Source organism: Micromonospora sp. NPDC048063, assembly GCF_043202855.1.
Lineage (GTDB): Bacteria > Actinomycetota > Actinomycetes > Mycobacteriales > Micromonosporaceae > Micromonospora.
This window is the reverse complement of the sequence record NZ_JBIDBG010000011.1, coordinates 195013-213695: the sequence shown is the minus strand read 5'-3', so window position 1 is coordinate 213695 and position 18683 is coordinate 195013. Positions and strand designations below refer to the sequence as shown.

The window sequence follows — 18683 nt, the reverse complement described above, 5'->3', positions numbered from 1 at the left end:
TGGGCAGGCACAATTCATCCCCGTCCCCCAAGGAGTGAAACCCGCATGATGCAGAACGAGTTGAGCCGGCGGCGCCTGCTCGGCCTCGGCCTCGGGCTCGGCGCCGCCGCCTCGCTGACTCTGGCCGGTTGCGGCGGCGACGACGACAGCTCGGGCCCGGCGGCCGGCAACGGCGGCAAGGACTACACCGGCCCCAAGGTGGACCTGAAGCTGTGGAACGGGTTCACCGGCGGTGACGGCGACATCTTCAAGGCGCTGGTGAACCAGTTCAACACCGAGCACCAGAACATCGCCGTCACGATCGCGACGTACGAGTGGGTGGACTACTACGCCAAGCTGCCCGGCGCCGCCTCCAGCGGCAGCGGCCCGGACATCGCGGTCATGCACGTGGACCAGCTCGCCACCTTCGCCGCCCGGGGCGTGATCACCGAGCTGGACGACGTCGCCAAGGCGCTGGAGCTGAGCGAGGGCGACTTCGCCCCCACCGTCTGGAAGGGCGGGCTCTACAACGACAAGCGGTACGGCATCCCGCTGGACATGCACCCGCTCGGCTTCTACTACAACAAGGGCGTCATGCAGAAGGCGGGTCTGGACCCGAACAGGCCGCCGACGACGAAGGACGAGTACACCGCCGCGCTGACCGAGCTGAAGAAGTCCGGCGTGCAGGGGTTCTGGGTCAGCCCGTTCCAGTTCACCGGCGGCATGACCTTCTACTCCCTGCTGCACCAGTGGGGCGGCAGCGTCTTCGACGCCGAGGCCACCAGGGCCACCTTCAACTCCGACCAGGCCGTCGAGGCGTGCACCTGGCTGGTCGACCTGATCAAGCAGGGCCACTCCCCGGCGAACGTCGGCCAGGACGCCGACTACCTGGCGTTCAAGAGCGGCAAGAACGCCTTCAACTGGAACGGCATCTGGCAGGTCAACGACCTGAAGAAGAGCCCGGAGATCCAGTGGGGCGTCGCGCCCCTGCCGCAGATCGGCAGCACGCCGGCGGCCTGGGCCAACTCGCACAACTTCACCATCGTCAAGCAGCGGGCCAACGACGCGAACAAGGTCTCGGCGGCGAAGGTGTTCATCAACTGGCTCAGCCAGCACTCCCTCGACTGGGCCAAGGGCGGCCAGGTGCCGGCCCGCAAGACGGTCCGGGACAGCGCCGAGTTCAAGGCGCTGACCGAGGTCAACGCGCTCGCCCCCGAGCTGGAGTACGCGGCCTTCCCGCCGGCGGCCCCGGGCCTCGGCGAGGTCATGACGACGTTCTACAACTCGTTCAACGAGGCGGCGCTGGGCAAGAAGTCGCCGAAGCAGGCGCTGGACGACGGGGCGGCCAAGGCCAACAAGCAGCTCGAGGACAACCGCAAGAAGTACGGGAGCTGAGTTCCCGTGGCGGACGTGATCGAGGTCGGGGCGGCGCGCGACGGCGCGCCGCCCCCGGCGGGCGACGCCGCCCGCCGGGGCGCCCCGGCCCGCCGGACGGGGCGGCTGACGCCGTACCTCTTCCTCGCCCCGTACCTGGTCCTGTTCGGGGTCTTCGGCCTGCTGCCGATCGTGCTCGGCCTCTGGCTCAGCGTGCACCAGTGGGACTTCCAGCTCCCCCACCGGCCCTTCGTCGGGCTGGACAACTACGGGGAGCTGTTCTCCGACGACTCGGCCGTCTACGGCGACTGGTGGCAGAGCGTACGGGCGACCGCGATCTTCACCGTCCTGTCGGTGCCGCTGCTGGTGGTCGTCCCGCTCGGGCTGGCGCTGCTGCTGAACCGCTCGTTCCCCGGCCGGACCTTCTTCCGGGCGGTCTACTTCGCGCCGTACGTGCTGGGCGTGGCGGTGATCGGCCTGCTCTGGCGGTTCCTGCTCGACGCCAACCTCGGCCTGGTCAACCGGCTCGCCGGGATGGTCGGGCTGCCGGCCGACACCCCGTGGGTGACCGACGTGCCGTGGGCCTGGGTCTCGCTGGTCGGGGTGACCGTCTGGTGGACCTCCGGCTTCAACGCCGTGATCTACCTGGCCGGGCTCCAGGACATCCCGCCGGAGCTGTACGAGGCGGCGAAGGTCGACGGCGCGAGCGCCTGGGAACGGTTCCGGCACGTCACGCTCCCCGGGCTGCGCCCGGTGCTGCTGTTCGTGATCACCACGACCGTGCTCGCCTCGGCGAACGTGTTCGGCCAGTCGTTCCTGATCACCCAGGGCGCGCCGGGCACGGAGACCCGCACCGTGGTCTGGTTCATCGTCGAGGAGGGGCTGCGGGACAACGACGCCGGCCGCGCCGCCGCGATGAGCATCGTGTTCGCCCTGATGCTGGCGGTGGTGAGCATCGCCAACTTCCGCCTCTTCCGCTACCGGGAAGACTGAGGGGACCGCCATGACGACGCCCACGCGCACCCCCACGCCGGCGCGCGGCGCCGCCCCGGCCGCCGGCTCCCGACCGGCGACCGGGCTGCGCCGGACCGCGCGCTACGCCACCCTGGTGGCGCTCGCCCTGGTCTTCCTGACGCCGCTGGTGTGGATGGTCATCACCTCGCTGAAGACCTACACCGGGGCCCAGCAGATCCCGCCGACCTGGCTGCCGAGCCCGGTCTCCGGGTACGGCTACGAGCAGATCCTGAACAACTCGGCGAACCCGGTGCTGCGCTGGTTCCTCAACAGCATGCTGGCCGCCACGCTGCACGCGCTGCTGGTGCTGGCGACCGCCTCGATGGCCGCGTACGCCCTGGCCCGGATGCGGTTCCGCGGTCGCGGGGTGCTGTTCGCGCTGATCGTCGGGACGCTGTTCATCCCGCCGACCTCGCTGATCATCCCGAACTTCCTGATCGTCGACGAGCTGGACTGGGTCGACACCCTGGCCGTGGTGGTCGTCCCCGGTGCGGCGAGCGCGTTCGGGGTGTTCTTCCTGCGGCAGTTCTTCCTCTCCCTGCCCCGGGAACTGGAGGAGGCCGCGGTGCTGGACGGGGCCAGCCAGTGGCAGATCTTCTGGAAGGTGGTGCTGCCGCTGTCGAAGCCGGCGCTGGCCACCCTCGCCGTACTGTCGTTCCTGACCAACTGGAACGACTTCCTCTGGCCGATCTTCGTGCTGTTCAGCCCGGAGATGCTCACCCTGCCGCCGGGGCTGGGCCTGCTCCAGGGCGCCTACAACACGGACTACCCGGTGATCATGGCCGGGGCGGTGCTGGCCAGCCTGCCGGTGTTGGTCCTCTTCGTCCTCGCCCAGCGGCACATCATCCAGGGCGTCTCCCGCAGCGGCCTGAAGGGATGACGGCCGGGACGACCGGGCGGCGCGGCGCGGCGGCGGTGCTCGCCGCCGCGCTGCTCGCCGCCGGCTGCGGCGGTGGCGAAGACCCTTCGAGTACGGGAGACGACGCGCGCATGTTCACCAACCCGGTCGTACGCACCGACGCGCCCGACCCGCAGGCGATCCGGGTGGGCGACACCTGGTACCTCTTCCACACCAACGCCGCCGGCCGCAACGTCCCGGTGCTCACCTCCCCCGACCTGGTCGACTGGATGCCGGCCGGGGACGCGCTGCCGGAGCTGCCGGCGTGGGCGGAGCCCGGGAAGAACTGGGCGCCCGAGGTGATCGAGCTGGCCCCGGACCGGTTCCTGCTCTACTACACGGTCGCCGGGCGCGAGTCCGGGCGGCAGTGCGTCGGCCGGGCGGTGGCGAGCGCCCCGCAGGGGCCGTACCGGGACGACTCGGCCGCCCCGCTGGTCTGCCAGGCGGAGCTGGGTGGGGCGATCGACGCCAGCCCGTTCCGGGACGCCGACGGCAGCCTGTGGCTGCTGTGGAAGAACGACGGCAACGCCATCGGGGTGGACACCTGGATCTGGTCGCAGCGCCTCTCCGACGACGGGCTGCGCCTGGTCGGCGAGCCGGCGAAGCTGCTGAAGCAGACCGAGCCGTGGGAGGGCAACCTGGTCGAGGGGCCGTTCCTCCACCGGCACGACGGAAAGCTGTTCCTCTTCTTCGCCGCCAACGCCTACGACCGCGCCGAGTACGCCGAGGGCTACGCGGTCTGCGAGTCGCCGACCGGCCCCTGCGTGAAGGCCCCGGAGAACCCGATCCTGGCCACCAACGGGGTGGCCTCCGGGCCGGGGCACGCCTCGATGGTGGTGGTGGACGGCCGCACCTGGCTGCTCTACCACGCCTGGCCGCCCGGTCAGGAGGGCACGGTAGACCCGGGCCGCCAGATCTGGCTCGACGAGGTCGTCTGGGAAGACGGCAAGCCCGTCGTCAAGGGCCCGACGGCGGGACCCCGACCGAAGCCCTGAACCGCGCGGTCGGCGACGGAGCGACCACCAAGGGGTTCCGGGGAGCCCGGCCCGCGCAGGGATCAAGCCTGACCGCCCGGAGCGGGCCGGGCTCCCCGGAACCCCACCCCCCGCAACCTGGCGTGCGCAGGTCGTCACCGTGCGCACGGTGAGACCGGCCACACGGCGGAGCCGGGCCGGACGGACGGATCGATCCGGCGCAGACCCTTGCGCCGGACCCACGAGGTGTGAAAATTTCCTACCAAGCGGCGGATTGCCGACGGCGAATCTTGCCGACAGCGCCGCGATCGACCCCCTGACACGGGAGCCCCAACGAAGGGACACACCGCATGAAGGCAACTCGGCTCGGAGCCGCCGGGCTGGCCGCCGCACTGCTCGGCGCGCTCGTCGCCGCCACCCCCGCGAGCGCTACGCCCGACGCGGCGACCACCGCCTCCACCACCACCTGCGTCACCGACCCGGCCACGCCGAAGCGGCAGTTCCGGGCCATGTGGATCTCCTCGGTCGTCAACATCGACTGGCCGACCAAGGCGTCCCAGACCTCGCCCGACCGCATCGCCACCCAGCAGGCCGAGTACCGCGAGCTGCTGGACCTCGCCGAGCGGCTCAACCACAACGCGGTGGTCGTCCAGATCCGGCCGACCGCCGACGCGTTCTGGCCGTCGCCGTACGAGCCCTGGTCGGAGTACCTGACCGGGGTCCGGGGCGAGAACCCGGGCTGGGACCCGCTGAAGTTCGTGGTCGAGGAGGCGCACAAGCGGAACCTGGAGTTCCACGCCTGGTTCAACCCGTACCGCGTCTCGATGCCGGCCCCGGGCGGCGCCGGCGCGGACATCAGCAAGCTCGCGCCGAACCACCCGGCGCGGGAGCACCCGGAGTGGACCTTCGCCTACCCGCCGGCCGGGGTGGCCGGCAGCCGGCTCTACTACAACCCCGGCATCCCGGAGGTCCGCGAGTTCGTCCAGACCGCGATGATGGACGCCGTCAAGCGGTACGACGTCGACGGCGTGCACTTCGACGACTACTTCTACCCCTACCCGAGCGGCACCCACCAGGTGCCCGACGACGCGACCTTCGCGGCGCACAACCGGGGCTTCACCAACAAGGCCGACTGGCGGCGGGACAACATCAACCTGCTGATCCAGGAGATGAACGCCAAGATCAAGGCCGAGAAGTCCTGGGTGAAGTTCGGCGTCAGCCCGTTCGGCATCTGGCGCAACCAGTCGGCCGACCCGCTGGGCTCGGACACCACCGGCAGCCAGTCGTACGACATCATCTCCGCCGACACCCGCAAGTGGGTCAAGGAGGAGTGGGTCGACTACATCGTGCCGCAGCTCTACTGGTACATCGGCCAGTACCCGGCCGCCGACTACGCCCGGCTGGTGCCGTGGTGGGCGGACGTGGTCAAGGGCACCCGCGTGCAGCTCTACATCGGGCAGGCCGACTACAAGAGCGGTGACCCGGTCTACGGCTCCTTCTGGATGAACCCGCGCGAGCTGTCCGACCACCTGACGCTCAACCGGTCGCACCCCGAGGTGCTGGGCAACGTCCACTTCTCGGCCGTGCAGGTCCGGGCCAACCGGCTCGGCGCGACCGACATCTACGCCGCCGAGCACTACTCGCGGCCGGCGCTGATCCCGACCATGTCGCACCTGCCGTCGAAGCCGCTGCTCATGCCGGTGGTCACGAAGGCCGCGCGGCAGGACGACGGGGTCCGGCTGAACTGGCTCCAGCCGGCCGACGGCCAGGGCCCGCTCGGCACCGCCACGTCGTACGCGATCTACCGCTTCGACGGGACCGACCCGGCCGGCCGGTGCGACTTCGCCGACGCGGCGCACCTGGTCGACACGGTCCGCGCCGACGGCGACTCCCAGACGCAGTCCTGGGTGGACACCACCGCCGAGGCGGGCAAGCGGTACACGTACTACGTGACCGCGCTCGACCGGCTGGCGAACGAGAGCCCGGCCAGCCCGCCGGCGTTCGTCCGCTGACGTCCCACCGAATGCCCCGGGTGCCCCTGGCGCCCGGGGCATTCGTCTGTTTCGGCGTCTGTCACCAATTGTCGATGGGCACGACACCTCCGGGAACGGTCATTGATCGAAACTGATCGAAATCCGGTGACCCGCCGGTAACCCCGTCCCACCCCCGACCCCCCGCGGAGGTAACCGTGCCCAGACGCCTCACCACCCTGCTCGCCTCGGGCGCGCTCGCGCTGCTCGTCCTGCTCGGCGTCGCCTCCCCCGCCGCCGCCGTCACGCCCACGCAGAAGCTGTCCGTCCTGTCGAGCTGGACCCAGACCAGCGCCACCAGCTACAACGCCTGGAACTCCGCCCGGCTGAACAAGGCCGCCTGGGCCGAGTACGCCTTCGACTGGTCGACCGACTACTGCTCGTCGAGCCCGGACAACCCGCTCGGCTTCAACTTCACCCTCTCCTGCTACCGGCACGACTTCGGCTACCGCAACTACAAGGCGATGGGCCAGTTCTCGGCCAACAAGTCCCGCCTGGACAGCGCCTTCTACGAGGACCTGAAGCGGGTCTGCGCCACGTACAGCACCGTCGTCCGGCCGGCCTGCTACAGCCTCGCCTGGACGTACTACCAGGCCGTCAGCGCCTTCGGCTCCGTCGCGGCGGTGAAGCAGGCCGACATCGACCGCGCCGCCCGGATGAAGGCCGACGCCGAGCGCCGCGCCGCCCTCCGCTGAGGCGGGTCGACCGGGGTTCCCGGCCCGCCTCCCCGGGCGGGACGGGCCCCGGTCGACGCCGCGCCCGACCCGAACCGCCGGTCAGGCGTGCTCGGTGTGGCGGTCGGGTGTGACGGGGCGACGGGGCGACGGGCGGGCCCGATCCGCGCCGAACCTCGTCGAATCCGCCGACAGGTCCGGATGCTCCACGCCGAGCGCCAGCGCCGCCGCCTCCTCCAGCCCCAGCTCGGTCCCCTCCCCGTACGCGGCGTCGAAGACCGCGTCGCCCAGCGCCCGGCGCAGCTCCCCCTGCCGCTGCGCCCAGTACGCCCCGTAGATGCCCGGCGTGCAGCGCATGCTCGCCCGCGTCGCCCCCGCCGCGCCGAAGAGGCGGGCGGCCGTCGCCCCGTCGCCCCCGGCGGCGCAGCGCACCGCGACCGCGTTGAGCGTGTCACAGGCCCGGCCGTGGAAGCCGTGACTCATCCGGGACCGGAGCGCCACCTGGAGGTGCTCGTGCGCGGCGACCAGATCGCCGCGGGCCAGGGCCACCATCCCGAGCAGCATGTCGACCGAGCGCCGCCCCCGCTCGACCGGGCGGGCCGCCTCGACCGGGCGGGCCGCACCCAACAGCTCGGCGGCCTCGTCCAGGGCGCCCCGCCGCCAGAGCAGCTCGGCCAGGCTGAACACGGCGAACAGCGCGTCGCCGACCACCTCCTGGTCGTACGCCCAGTCGATGACCTCCCGGCAGACCCGCTCGGCCTCCGCGAACTGTCCCATGTCGACCAACGGGGCCGCCCGCCCGGCGAGGACCCGGGCGAGCAGGCCGGTGTCGCCGGCCTGCCGGGCCGCCGCCTCCGCCCGCTGGGAGAACCGCAGCTCCTCGGCGAACTCGCCGTCCGCGCCGGCGTGCAGCGAGTGCATGTGGTACGCCCCCGCCAGCTCGGCCTCCGGGATCCGCTCCCCGGTCTCGGCGATCCGTCCGTACAGCCGGAACAACCAGAGCCGCCCCTCCCGGGCCAGGCCCCGCTCCCGCCACCACTGGTCCAGGCCCCCGGCCAGCCGCAGCCCCGCCCGGGCGCTGCCGCCGGTCGCGCACCAGCGCAGCGCGGCGCGCAGCTCGCCGGCGAGGGGATCGAGGGCGTAGAGCGACAGCGTGACCGGCTGCCCGTCCGGGCCGAGGTGCGCCCGCTCCAGCGCGTGCGCCGACCAGGCAACGTGCCGGTCCCGGGCGGCCCGCTCCTCCCCCGCCTCCGCCAGCCGCCGGGCCGCGTACGCCCGGATCGGGTCGAGCATCCGGTAGGTGCTGCCCGAGGCGTGCGGCTCGGCCAGCACCATCGACTTGTCGACCAGCACGGAGAGCGGGTCGAGCGGGTCGGCGCCGAGCAGCCACTCCACCGTCGACAGGTCCACCGGGCCGGCGAAGACCGCCAGCCAGCGCAGCAACCGGGCGGCGCGCGGCCCCAGCGTCCGGTACGACCAGGTGACCGTGGCCTGCATGGTGAGGTGCCGTTCGGTGGCGGACCGCTGCACCGCCCGGGTGGCCGGGGTGGGCGGCGGCACCCCGACGGCCGCCGCGACCAGGTCGACCGTGTCCTGCTGGTTGCCCGTCCACGCCCGCTCCACCGGGGGCGGCTCCGGGTTCTCCCGGCCCGCGTCCAGCGTGCCGAGCACGTCGTCGAGGCGCTCGGCGAGCTGGCCGACCGAGAGCACCCGCAGCCGGGCGGCGGCCAACTCGATGGCGAGCGGCAGCCCGTCCAACCGCCGCACGACCCGGCGCAGGTCGGCCGACTCGGCCGGGTCCGGCTGCCGGCCACCCCGGGCCGCCGCCGTCCGGTCCAGCAGCAGCGCGACCGCGTCGCTCTCCGCGCCGTCCGCCGGCGGGTCGACCGACAGCGGCGGGATCCGCCAGACCACCTCGCCGGGCAGGCCGAACGACTCCCGGCTGGTGGCGAGCACCCGCACGCCCACCCCGCCGGCGAGCAGCCGCGAGATCATCTCGGCCGAGGCGGCCGGCTGGGCGTCGCAGGTGTCCAGGACGACCAGCATCCGGCGCGCGGCAGCGTACTCCACCAGGGTCTCGACCATCGGGCGGCCGGGCTCGGGACGCAGGCCGAGCACGGCGGCGACCGCGAACGCCACCAGGCCCGGGTCGGTCACCGCGGCGATGTCGACGAACCAGACGCCGTCCGGGTACGACTCCACCAGGTCGGTGCCCAGCTCCACGGCGAGCCGGGTCTTGCCCGCCCCACCCGCCCCGAGCACGGTGACCAGCCGGTGCGCCTCCACCAGCCGGCGCAGCTCGACGCGTTCGGCCTGCCGGCCCACGAACGAGGTCACCTGGGTGGGCAGGTTGTGCGCGACCGCGTCGGCCGTACGCGGCCGCGGGAACTGCCGCTCGATGCCCGGGGCGACCAGTTGGAAGAGCCGTTCCCGGTCGTCGAAGCCACGCAGCCGGTGCAGGCCCAGGTCGAGCAGGGACGCGCCGGCCGGCAGCGGGTCGGCATGCCGCGCCGTCGACGCCGAGCAGAGCACCTGCCCGCCGTGCGCGGCGGCGGCCACCCGGGCCGCCCGGTGCACCTCCGGGCTGGCGTACTCGCCGTCGCGCGGCTCGGCCCAGCCGGTGTGCAGCCCCATCCGGACCCGGGGCACGGCCTCGGCGGTCGGCCACTGGTGGCTGGCCAGCGCCCGCTGCGCGGTGAGGCAGGCGGTCAGCCCGGCGGTCGCGTCGCCGAACGCGAGGAAGAACGAGTCCCCCTCGGTCAACAGCTCCGCGCCCTCGGTGGCGGCGATCGTCCGGCGCAGCAGGCGGCGGTGCTCCCGCAGCACCGGCCGGTAGTCCGGCCCGAGGAGCTGGGCCAGCCGCGTCGAGCCCTCGATGTCGGTGAAGACGAAGGTCACCCACCCGCTGGGGAGGTGGATCCGTGGCGACATGCGTGGGACCTCCCCCGTGACGTCGGACTCATGCTGCCTGATACTGGATCGTCACGCATCGTGAGAACGGCCGGCCGGGCTCGGACTCAAGGGGCCCGGCGGCCCCGGCGCGGACGAACGGAGTCGGCCGACGGGCGGGCGGAGGCCGACGAGTCAGCAGCCGTGGCCACCACTCAGCAGCCGCAGCCACCGCCGCAGCAGCCACCACCACCGGCCGGAGCGGCCACGCCGCCGGCCGCGCCGCCACCCCGACCGGTGACCGAGACGGTGGAGAGGAGCTTGACGGTGTCCGTGTGTCCCCACGGGCAGGGCGCCGGCTCGCCGGCCTGCGACATCGGACGGTTGACCTCGAAGGTGTCGCCGCAGGCGCGGCAACGGAACTCGTACCGGGGCATGACTCCAGGGTACGGCCGGGCCTGACGCCCGAGGAGACATGGGTGATACTCAACTTGTGGTGGACGGCGAGGACAGATCGACCCATCGGCCCCTGCGACCGGCCGTGCCGCCCGACGGGCCACCCGCCGGCTCCGGGGTCGCACCGGGGTCGTCGGCGCGCCTGCCCCGGCCCCGCCGCCCCTGGCTGAGGTCCGAGGCCCCCGCCGGTGCCGACACCCCGACGACGGCACCCGCCGAGCCCGCTCCGACGCCGACCGGGCCGTCGGCCACCCCCGCCGCACCGTCCGCCCCGGACGTCCCGTCGGCCGCGGCGGCGCCGGCCGCCGCCGGGAAGCCGAGCGCCGACACCGAGCCGCCGGCCGCCGCGAAGCCCGGTGCCGCCGCCGGCACGTCGACCGCCGACACCAAGCCCACCGACACGTCCGCCGCCGACACCAAGCCCAGTAGCACGTCGACCGCCGACACCAAGGCCGCCGGCACGTCGACCGCCGACACCGAGCCCGCCGGCACGTCGACCGCCGACACCAAGCCCGGCGACCCCGGGAGCGGCGCCGGGGGCGGCTCGGCCGTGGCGACGTCGGCGGAGAAGAGCGACCTCGCGGCGACGAAGGTGGACGTGCTCACCAACGGGCCGGCCGCGCGAGCCCGGCGGCGCCGGGTGCCGTTCGCGCACGCCGTACGCCTGCCGCCGCCTCGCCAGGCGGCGGCAGCCGCGGTCCGGGCGACCCGGGACTGGTCGCGGCGCCCCAGCGGGCAGCTCACCCTGCCCGGGGTGTTCCTGCTCGCCCTGGTCGCGGCGACCGCCGCGGCGGGCGCGCTGCTGGTGCCCGCGACGGTCCGCGCGCCCCGTCCGGTCGCCGACGCCGCCTCCGTCGCGCCGACGGCCGGCCCGCAGGAGCCGCTGCCCAACGGGCTGCCGCTGCCCACCCAGACGGTGCCGCCGCTCGGCACGGTGCCGACCGGCCCGGCCGTCGGCGGGGTGACCACCGGCCGGCCGTCGGACGCCCTCGCCGGCTGGGCCGCGCAGGTCGGGCCGAAGGTCGGCATCTCGCCGGTGGCCATGCAGGCATACGGCTACGCCGAACTGGTGCTCGCCCAGACCAACCGCAGTTGCGGCCTGAGCTGGACCACGCTGGCGGCCATCGGTTTCGTCGAGTCCGGGCACGGCCAGGCCAACAACGCCCGGCTCGGGCAGGACGGCAAGGCGCTGCCCGAGATCATCGGCCTGCCGCTGGACGGGCAGGGCAACCGGATGCGCATCCCCGACACCGACGGCGGCCGGCTGGACAAGGACACCACCTTCGACCGTGCGATCGGGCCGATGCAGTTCATCCCCACCACGTGGCAGGAGATCGGGGCTGACGCCGACAACGACGGCGTCAAGGACCCGCACGACCTGGACGACGCCGCGCTCGCCGCCGGCAACTACCTCTGCAAGGGCAGCCGGAACCTCACCATCCCGGCCGACTGGTGGAACGCGATCCTGTCGTACAACGACGTCCGCCAGTACGCCCAGGACGTCTTCGACACCGCCAACCGGTACGGACAGGCCAGCCGCACGTGAAGTGATCGTCCGCATACATTGGAGAACCGGACACTTCCCCCGGGCAGCGGTTAGCGGCAAGCTAGACAGGTGATGGTGCGCGAGTGGGACCCCAGGACCGCGTCGTCCGCCGAGATCGCGTCGCTGCTGGACACGCTCAACGCGGTCCTGGCGGTCGACCTGCCGCGGGATCCACCGTGGCGGGAGAGTTCCCTGCGGGAATACCTCTCCGAGGTGATGCCCGGCGAGCGGCGGATCTCCTGGGTGGCCCAGGCGGAGCCGGCCGCCGGCGGAGCACCGGGACCGATCCTCGGCCAGGTGAACGTGCTCCTGCTCGGCGACATCGGCGTGCTGGAGGTGCTGGTGCACCCCTCCCGGCGGCGCGGCGGGCTCGGCCGTGACCTGGTCCTGGTGGCCGCCCGGCGGGCCTACCAGGAGGGCTTCCAGTCGATCGGGGTCGAGGTGGTCGGCGACACGCCGGCTGTCGCCTTCTACGAGTCGCTCGGCTTCTCGAAGGAATACGTCGAGACCCGAAGCGTGCTCGACCTGTCCGCGGTGGACTGGGTCGAGCTGTCCGAGATGGCCACCGGCATCGGCGCGGGCTACCACCTGGAGTTCTGCCCCGGCGGGCCGCCCGACGACCTGATCGACGCGTACGCCCGGGCCAAGGCGGAGGTGCGCGACGTCGACGACGGCGAGCTGCGCCCCAGCTCGTACGACCCACAGCGGCTGCGGGACAGCCTGGACTGCCTGCACCGGCGGGGCATGAAGCCCTACATCGTGCTCGCCCTCCACGAGCAGACCGGGGAGGTGGCCGGCCTGACCGAGGTGGTGGTGCCCGCCCAGCACCCCACCCGCGCCGACCAGTACGACACCATCGTCGTGCAGGACCACCGGGGCTACGGCATCGACCGGGCGATCAAGGCGCGGATGCTGCTGGAGCTGCGCTCGGCGGAGCCGAGGCTGACCGAGGTGCAGACCTGGAACGCACAGGCCAACGAGGCCATGCTCAAGGTCAACGCCGAGTTGGGCTACCGTGCGGACCGCGAGTGGTGTGAATACAGCGTCGACGTGGCCGAGCTGGTGCACCGCCTCGACGCCGGACGCTGACCGGAGAGTTCACGAAACCGACCGGTGGGGGATGGACGACGGTCAGCGGAGCCCCTTAACGTGCGTTAGTTCCCCGTCCACCCATCGTGGAGGCCCCATGCGCCCGCGCCGCACTCTTGCCGCGCTCGCGACCGCCACCGCCGCCGTGACCGTCGCGGCTGTCGGCGTCGCACCCACCGCGGCCAGCGCCGCGCCCACCGACCTGTTCATCTCGGAGTACGTCGAAGGCTCGTCGAACAACAAGGCGATCGAGCTGTTCAACGGCACCGGCGTCGCCGTCGACCTGGCCGCCGGCGGCTACCAGCTCCAGTTGCACTTCAACGGCTCCACCACCCCGACGAACGTGGCGCTGACCGGGACCGTCGCCGCCGGCGACGTCTTCGTCTTCGCCTCCGCCTCGGCCGCGCCGGCGATCCTGGACCGGGCCGACCAGACCACGACAGCCGGCCTGTTCAACGGCGACGACGCGATCGTGCTGCGCCGGGGCGGCACCGTGCTCGACTCGATCGGCCAGGTCGGCGTCGACCCGGGCACCGAGTGGGGCACCGGCGTCACCAGCACCGAGAACAACACTCTGCGCCGGTTGCCCGCCGTGACGTCCGGCGACACCGACCCCTCGGACGCGTTCGACCCGGCCGCCCAGTGGGCCGGCTTCCCGGTCGACACGTTCGACGGGCTCGGCGCGCACACCGTCGACGGGGGCGGCCCGGTCGATGCGCCGGCGACGCTCACCTGCGGCCCGGCGCTGGTCACCCCGGCCGGCACGGCGGCGGCCCGGGAGGTCACCGCCACCGACGCCGACGACCGGATCGTCGACCTGGCGGTCACCTCGGTCAGCCCGACCCCGGCCACCGGCTCCGTCAGCCGTACGGCCGTCACCCCGGCCGACGCGGTCGGCGGCACCGCCCGGGCCACGGTCGGCGCGAGCGCCGACCTGGCCGCCGGGGCGTACTCGGTGGTGCTGACCGCGACCGACGCGGACGGCGGCACCGCCACCTGCACCCTCGCCGTGCAGGTCACCCGCGAGCTGACGGTCGGCGAGGTGCAGGGTCCGACCACCGACGGCGAGTCCGGCCCGGCCGACCGGTCCCCGCTCGCGCCGGCGTCCGGCAACGGCACCAGCAGCACGCTGTACGACGTGCGCGGCGTGATCACCCAGCTCACCCTGGCGCGTGACTCGTCGGGCCGGGACCAGCGCGGCTTCTTCCTGCAGAGCCGGTCCGACGCCACCGACGGCGACCCGGCCAGCTCGGACGGCATCTTCGTCTTCATGGGCTCGTTCACCTCGCTGATCGGCGGCTACGTGCCGACGGTCGGCGACGAGGTGGTGCTCCGGGCCCGGGTTTCCGAGTACTTCAACTTCACCCAGCTCTCCGGCGCGTCGCTGGTGCGCAAGCTCGCCTCCGGCGTCGACGTGAACGCCGAGGTCGAGGTGGCCGACGCGGTGCCGCCGGTCGAACTGGCCGACGCGCAGCGGTTCTGGGAGCGGCACGAGGGCACCCGGCTGCGGGTGCGGGCCGGCAGCGGCGCCGTGAGCGGGCGGAACGTCTTCGCCTCCACCGCCGACGGCGAAATCTTCGTAATCGACCGGGACGACCCGCTGCTGGATCGCGCCGACCCGTACGCGCGCCGGGTGTTCCGGGACGCGCACCCGCTGGACAACGACCCGGGCCGCCGCTTCGACGACGGCAACGGCCAGCGCATCCTGCTCGGCAGCATGGGCGTCAAGGGCACCACGGGCGACAGCAGCGCGCTGCTCCCGCCCGCCCGCACCTTCGACAAGCTGACCGCCGACGCGGTCGGTGGCCTCTACTACTCGTTCGAGAAGTACGGCGTGCAGGTCGAGCGGGCCGAGTTCACCGGCGGGACCGACCCGTCCACGAACAACCCGCCGCAGCCGGCCAAGCGGTCGGAGGAGGTCGCGGTCGCGACCTACAACGTCGAGAACCTGTACGACTACCGCGACGACCCGTTCGACGGCTGCGACTTCGCCGGCAACGCCGGCTGCACCGGGGTACGCCCGCCGTTCGACTACGTCCCCGGCAGCGAGCAGGAGTACCGCGACCAGCTCGCCGCGCTGGCCGACCAGATCACCACCGACCTGCACTCGCCCGACCTGATCCTCGTGCAGGAGGCGGAGGACCAGGACATCTGCGCGGTCTCCGGCGGTGAGCTGGTGTGCGGCACCACCAACGACGCGGACGGCGCGCCGGACACCCTCCAGGACCTGGCGCTGACCATCGCGGCGAGCGGCGGCCCGGCCTACGCGGCCGCGTACGACCGCAGCGGCGCGGACGCGCGGGGCATCACCGCCGCGTTCCTGTACCGCACCGACCGGGTGTCGCTGGCCGAGGCGACCGCCGGCGACCCGCTGCTGGGCTCGGCGCCGACGGTGCAATATCGCGGCGCGGGGCTGCCGGGCAACGCGGACGTGCAGAACCCGAAGGCGCTCAACGCGGTGCTTCCCGCCGACGTGGACACGTCCACCGGTAAGGACGGCGACAACGTCTTCACCCGTGCCCCGCAGCTCGGCAAGTTCACCGTGGCCGCCGCGCCCGGGTCGACCGAGCGGTACACCCTGTGGGCCGCGAGCAACCACTACTCCTCCGGGCCGGACAGCCGGGTCGGGCAGCGCCGGGAGCAGGCCGCGTACGGGGCCGCGATCGTCACGGCGATCGAGGCGTCGGACCCGGACGCGCGGGTGGTGTACGGCGGGGACCTGAACGTCTTCCCCCGCCCCGACGACCCGTTCCCCGCGGCCGGGGACCAGCGGCTCAGCGCCACGGCCGCGGAGCCCACCCCGTCGGACCAGCTCGGGCCGCTGTACGAGGCCGGCATGCGCAACCTCTGGGACGATCTGCTCGCCGATGCCCCGTCGTCCGCCTACTCGTACAGCTTCGAGGGGCAGGCGCAGACGCTGGACCACCTGTTCGTGAACGGCGCGCTGCACCGGGACCTGGTCCAGATGCGGGCGGCGCACATCAACGCCGACTGGCCGGCCGAGCACGCCGCTGACGGCACGCGCGGCTCCAGCGACCACGACCCGCAGGTGGCCCGGTTCCGGTCGCGGGCCTCGCTCAACGTCGGGGACGTGTCGGTGGCCGAGGGCGACCGGGGCACCCGCCCGCTGACCTTCACGGTCACCGTCTCGCGACCGCTGTCCCAGCCGGTGCTGCTCTGCGCCGCCACGTACGGCACCACGGCCCAGGCCGGCGCCGACTACGACCCCTACGTCGGTTGCAAGGTCCTGGCCGCCGGGCAGACCTCGCTGGCCTTCCCGGTGACCGTGCGCGGTGACCGCAAGCAGGAGGCCGACGAGAAGCTGACGCTGCTGGTGACGGGCGTGCCGGGGCTGCGCCTCGCCGACCCGGTCGCGGTGGGCACCATCGCCGACGACGACTGACGTCGCCCGGACAGCCTCTCCGGCTGCGCGTACCGACGGCCCGCCCGCCAGGAAGCACCTGGCGGGCGGGCCGTCGGCCCTTTCACGGGGCAATGGGCCGACGGGGACGATGGGGGTTCACGGAAACCGGCGATCGTGCCCGCACACACGCGGCGGCGGAGGCACGTTGCGGTACTTGGCCACCCGCACCTCCCACTGGCTGCGCCGCCGCATGGCGTCCCGGACGGCGCGATTGCGGTAGAACGTCTCCGGCGGGCGGGCCAGCCCGTAGAGGTCCGCCCACCACTCCCCGGGCTCGGGGTCGAGGATGGTGTCGAGGTGCGACGGGTAGCGGCGTTCCGCCCCGTCGCGGGTGTCGTCGCGGTCCCGCATCGGTTTCAGCACCCGCCCGAACTCGTCGACCACCGCCAGCCGGAACCCGGCGACCCCGATGACGCGGCGCAGAAGCAGGATGCTCGGCACCAGCCGACCCGCCTCGATCCGCCCCACGGTGGCGTGGTGCACCCCCGCCCACCGAGCCAGCTCCCGCTGGCTCAGGTCGGCGCGACGCCGGATCGCGCGGACGATGCCGGCGGCGGGCCACGGAATGTCGAACGGCTCGGTCAGCAGCACGGGCGGTTCGTCGGAGCGCGGTTGGTCTTCGCAGCCGGGCTGGTAGTCAGAGCCGGGCTGGTCGTCGGAGCGCGGTTGGTCTTCGCAGCCGGGCTGGTCGTCGGAGCCGGGCTGCTCGTCAGGGGACGGCCGGTCGTCGGCCCATGGTGTGGCGAAAATGTCGGTCATCCCGTCACGGTCCCGGCCGTGCGGGCCCGTTCGCAATCCCGCCTCCCCGGCCTGTGGACAACCCACCTACCTGTGGAGAACCGGCAGCGCCCACTTCGACCGGGGCGGCTCCCGGCAACCCCACCAACCCTCACGCTGGGTAACATCCCCAACCGGAAGACTCCATGTGACTGTGAGTGATGGCACTGACGCCGCCGACCGAGCTTCGCGGCCGACGATCCGACTCATCACCGCCCTGACCAGCACATGTCCAAAGAACGCCCCGAGGAGCGGCTAACCCTCTATGCGCCCTTTGCTCTGCACCCACATACGCAACAGACACTCTCGGTTGCCGGCGCGTATCCGGGTGCAGAGCAAAGCGTTCGAGAGAGGGGTTCACGACTCGCTTGATTTGGTCGCTCTGGGTAACGGAAACCGCATGCGTGGACCGGGCACGCATGCGGTGAGCCGACATTGGCGTGCCGTCGCGGGTCGCGGGTCGTGGGTCGCGGGTCGTCGGGCAGGGCTGCGTCCAGCGCGACCTGGCCGGGGCCGGGGCGGGGCCGGGGCGGGGCCGGGGCGGGGCCGGGGCCGTCAGTAGGGCTTCAGTAGCCCTGGCGGAGGAGCTGGGCGGCCTCGACCGCCCAGTAAGTGAGGATGATCTGCGCACCGGCCCGACGGATCGAGGTGAGCGTCTCCAGCATCGCCCGCTCCCGGTCGATCCAGCCGTTCGCGGCGGCCGCCTCGACCATCGCGTACTCGCCGGAGACCTGGTAGGCCGCGACCGGGACGTCGACCGCCGCGCGGACCGCCGACACCACGTCGAGGTACGGCAGCGCCGGCTTGACCATCACCATGTCGGCGCCCTCGGCGACGTCCAGCTCGACCTCGCGCAGCGACTCCCGCAGGTTCGCCGGGTCCTGCTGGTAGGTGCGCCGGTCGCCCTCCAGGGCCGACTCCACGGCGTCGCGGAACGGGCCGAAGAAGGCCGAGGCGTACTTGACGGCGTACGCCAGCACGGCCACGTCCTGATGGCCGGCGGCGTCGAGCGCCCGGCGCACCACGCCGACCTGGCCGTCCATCATCCCGGACGGCCCGACCACCCCGACCCCGGCGGCGGCCTGGGCAACCGCCATCTCGGCGTACGCCGCCAGCGTGGCGTCGTTGTCCACGCCGCCGTCGGGGGTGAGCAGGCCGCAGTGCCCGTGCGAGGTGAACTCGTCCAGGCAGAGGTCGCTCATCACCACCGTGGCGTCGCCCACCTCGGCGACGACGTCACGGATCGCAACGTTGAGGATGCCGTCCGGGTCGATCCCGCCGGACCCGGTGGCATCCCGCCGCGTCGGCACCCCGAAGAGCATGATGCCGCCGACGCCCGCCTGGACGGCCTCGGCCGCGGCCTTGCGGAGCGAGTCCCGGGAGTGCTGGAGCACCCCCGGGAGCGACGCGATCGCCCGCGGCTCCGTCAGCCCCTCCTTGACGAACATCGGCACGACCAGCTCGGCCGGGTCGACGCGGGTCTCGGACACCAGCCGCCGGAGCGCCGCGTTGCGGCGCAGCCGGCGGGGCCGGATCTCGGGGTACGGCATCACGGGCCT

The 18683-nt window shown here is 73.1% G+C and carries 13 protein-coding genes; 9 read left to right on the top strand and 4 right to left on the bottom strand.

Annotated elements, in window-relative coordinates; genetic code table 11:
* Window positions 1-45 precede the first annotated feature (45 nt).
* The 6 genes from ACGFZ2_RS25045 (at window position 46) to ACGFZ2_RS25020 (ending at window position 6964) form a co-directional block, all read left to right on the top strand.
* Window positions 46-1374 (top strand): ABC transporter substrate-binding protein, encoded by a 1329-nt coding sequence (locus tag ACGFZ2_RS25045; RefSeq protein WP_393457417.1) that lies wholly within the window; start codon window positions 46-48, stop codon window positions 1372-1374.
* Window positions 1375-1380: 6 nt separating this feature from the next.
* Window positions 1381-2346 (top strand): carbohydrate ABC transporter permease, encoded by a 966-nt coding sequence (locus tag ACGFZ2_RS25040; protein WP_393457414.1) that lies wholly within the window; start codon window positions 1381-1383, stop codon window positions 2344-2346.
* A 10-nt stretch (window positions 2347-2356) separates the two neighbouring features.
* Window positions 2357-3247 (top strand): carbohydrate ABC transporter permease, encoded by an 891-nt coding sequence (locus ACGFZ2_RS25035; protein ID WP_393457411.1) that lies wholly within the window; start codon window positions 2357-2359, stop codon window positions 3245-3247.
* Entirely contained in the window at window positions 3244-4260 is a 1017-nt protein-coding gene (locus tag ACGFZ2_RS25030) for a glycoside hydrolase family 43 protein (protein WP_393457408.1), read from the top strand. The genes ACGFZ2_RS25035 and ACGFZ2_RS25030 overlap by 4 nt, the downstream gene beginning before the upstream one ends.
* A gap of 329 nt (window positions 4261-4589) precedes the next feature.
* Window positions 4590-6251 carry a glycoside hydrolase family 10 protein gene (locus ACGFZ2_RS25025; RefSeq protein WP_393457405.1) on the top strand — a complete coding sequence of 554 codons (1662 nt, stop codon included), beginning with the start codon at window positions 4590-4592 and terminating at the stop codon, window positions 6249-6251.
* 176 nt (window positions 6252-6427) lie between these two features.
* On the top strand, window positions 6428-6964 hold the full coding sequence (locus ACGFZ2_RS25020; protein WP_393264832.1) for a phospholipase: 537 nt from the start codon (window positions 6428-6430) through the stop codon (window positions 6962-6964).
* An 81-nt stretch (window positions 6965-7045) separates the two neighbouring features.
* On the opposite strand, the gene ACGFZ2_RS25015 is transcribed toward ACGFZ2_RS25020, so the two are convergent.
* A complete protein-coding gene (locus ACGFZ2_RS25015; protein ID WP_393457402.1) occupies window positions 7046-9874 on the bottom strand; it encodes an ATP-binding protein in 2829 nt (942 codons plus the stop codon).
* A gap of 173 nt (window positions 9875-10047) precedes the next feature.
* Entirely contained in the window at window positions 10048-10269 is a 222-nt protein-coding gene (locus ACGFZ2_RS25010; RefSeq protein ID WP_393264827.1) for a zinc ribbon domain-containing protein, read from the bottom strand.
* 38 nt (window positions 10270-10307) lie between these two features.
* On the opposite strand from ACGFZ2_RS25010, the gene ACGFZ2_RS25005 reads away from it, so the two are divergent.
* From ACGFZ2_RS25005 to ACGFZ2_RS24995, 3 genes are all read left to right on the top strand, one after another.
* Window positions 10308-11834 carry a lytic murein transglycosylase gene (locus tag ACGFZ2_RS25005; protein ID WP_393457399.1) on the top strand — a complete coding sequence of 509 codons (1527 nt, stop codon included), beginning with the start codon at window positions 10308-10310 and terminating at the stop codon, window positions 11832-11834.
* A 72-nt stretch (window positions 11835-11906) separates the two neighbouring features.
* Window positions 11907-12923 (top strand): GNAT family N-acetyltransferase, encoded by a 1017-nt coding sequence (locus ACGFZ2_RS25000; RefSeq protein WP_393457474.1) that lies wholly within the window; start codon window positions 11907-11909, stop codon window positions 12921-12923.
* Window positions 12924-13020: 97 nt separating this feature from the next.
* A complete protein-coding gene (locus ACGFZ2_RS24995; protein WP_393457396.1) occupies window positions 13021-16326 on the top strand; it encodes a lamin tail domain-containing protein in 3306 nt (1101 codons plus the stop codon).
* Between the two features lie 117 nt (window positions 16327-16443).
* Here the strand turns inward: ACGFZ2_RS24995 and ACGFZ2_RS24990 are convergent, their stop codons facing one another.
* A complete protein-coding gene (locus tag ACGFZ2_RS24990) occupies window positions 16444-17106 on the bottom strand; it encodes a multiprotein-bridging factor 1 family protein (RefSeq protein ID WP_393457393.1) in 663 nt (220 codons plus the stop codon).
* 584 nt (window positions 17107-17690) lie between these two features.
* Window positions 17691-18674, bottom strand: coding sequence for a porphobilinogen synthase (hemB, locus tag ACGFZ2_RS24985; protein WP_393457391.1), 984 nt, complete (start codon window positions 18672-18674; stop codon window positions 17691-17693).
* Window positions 18675-18683 lie beyond the last annotated feature (9 nt).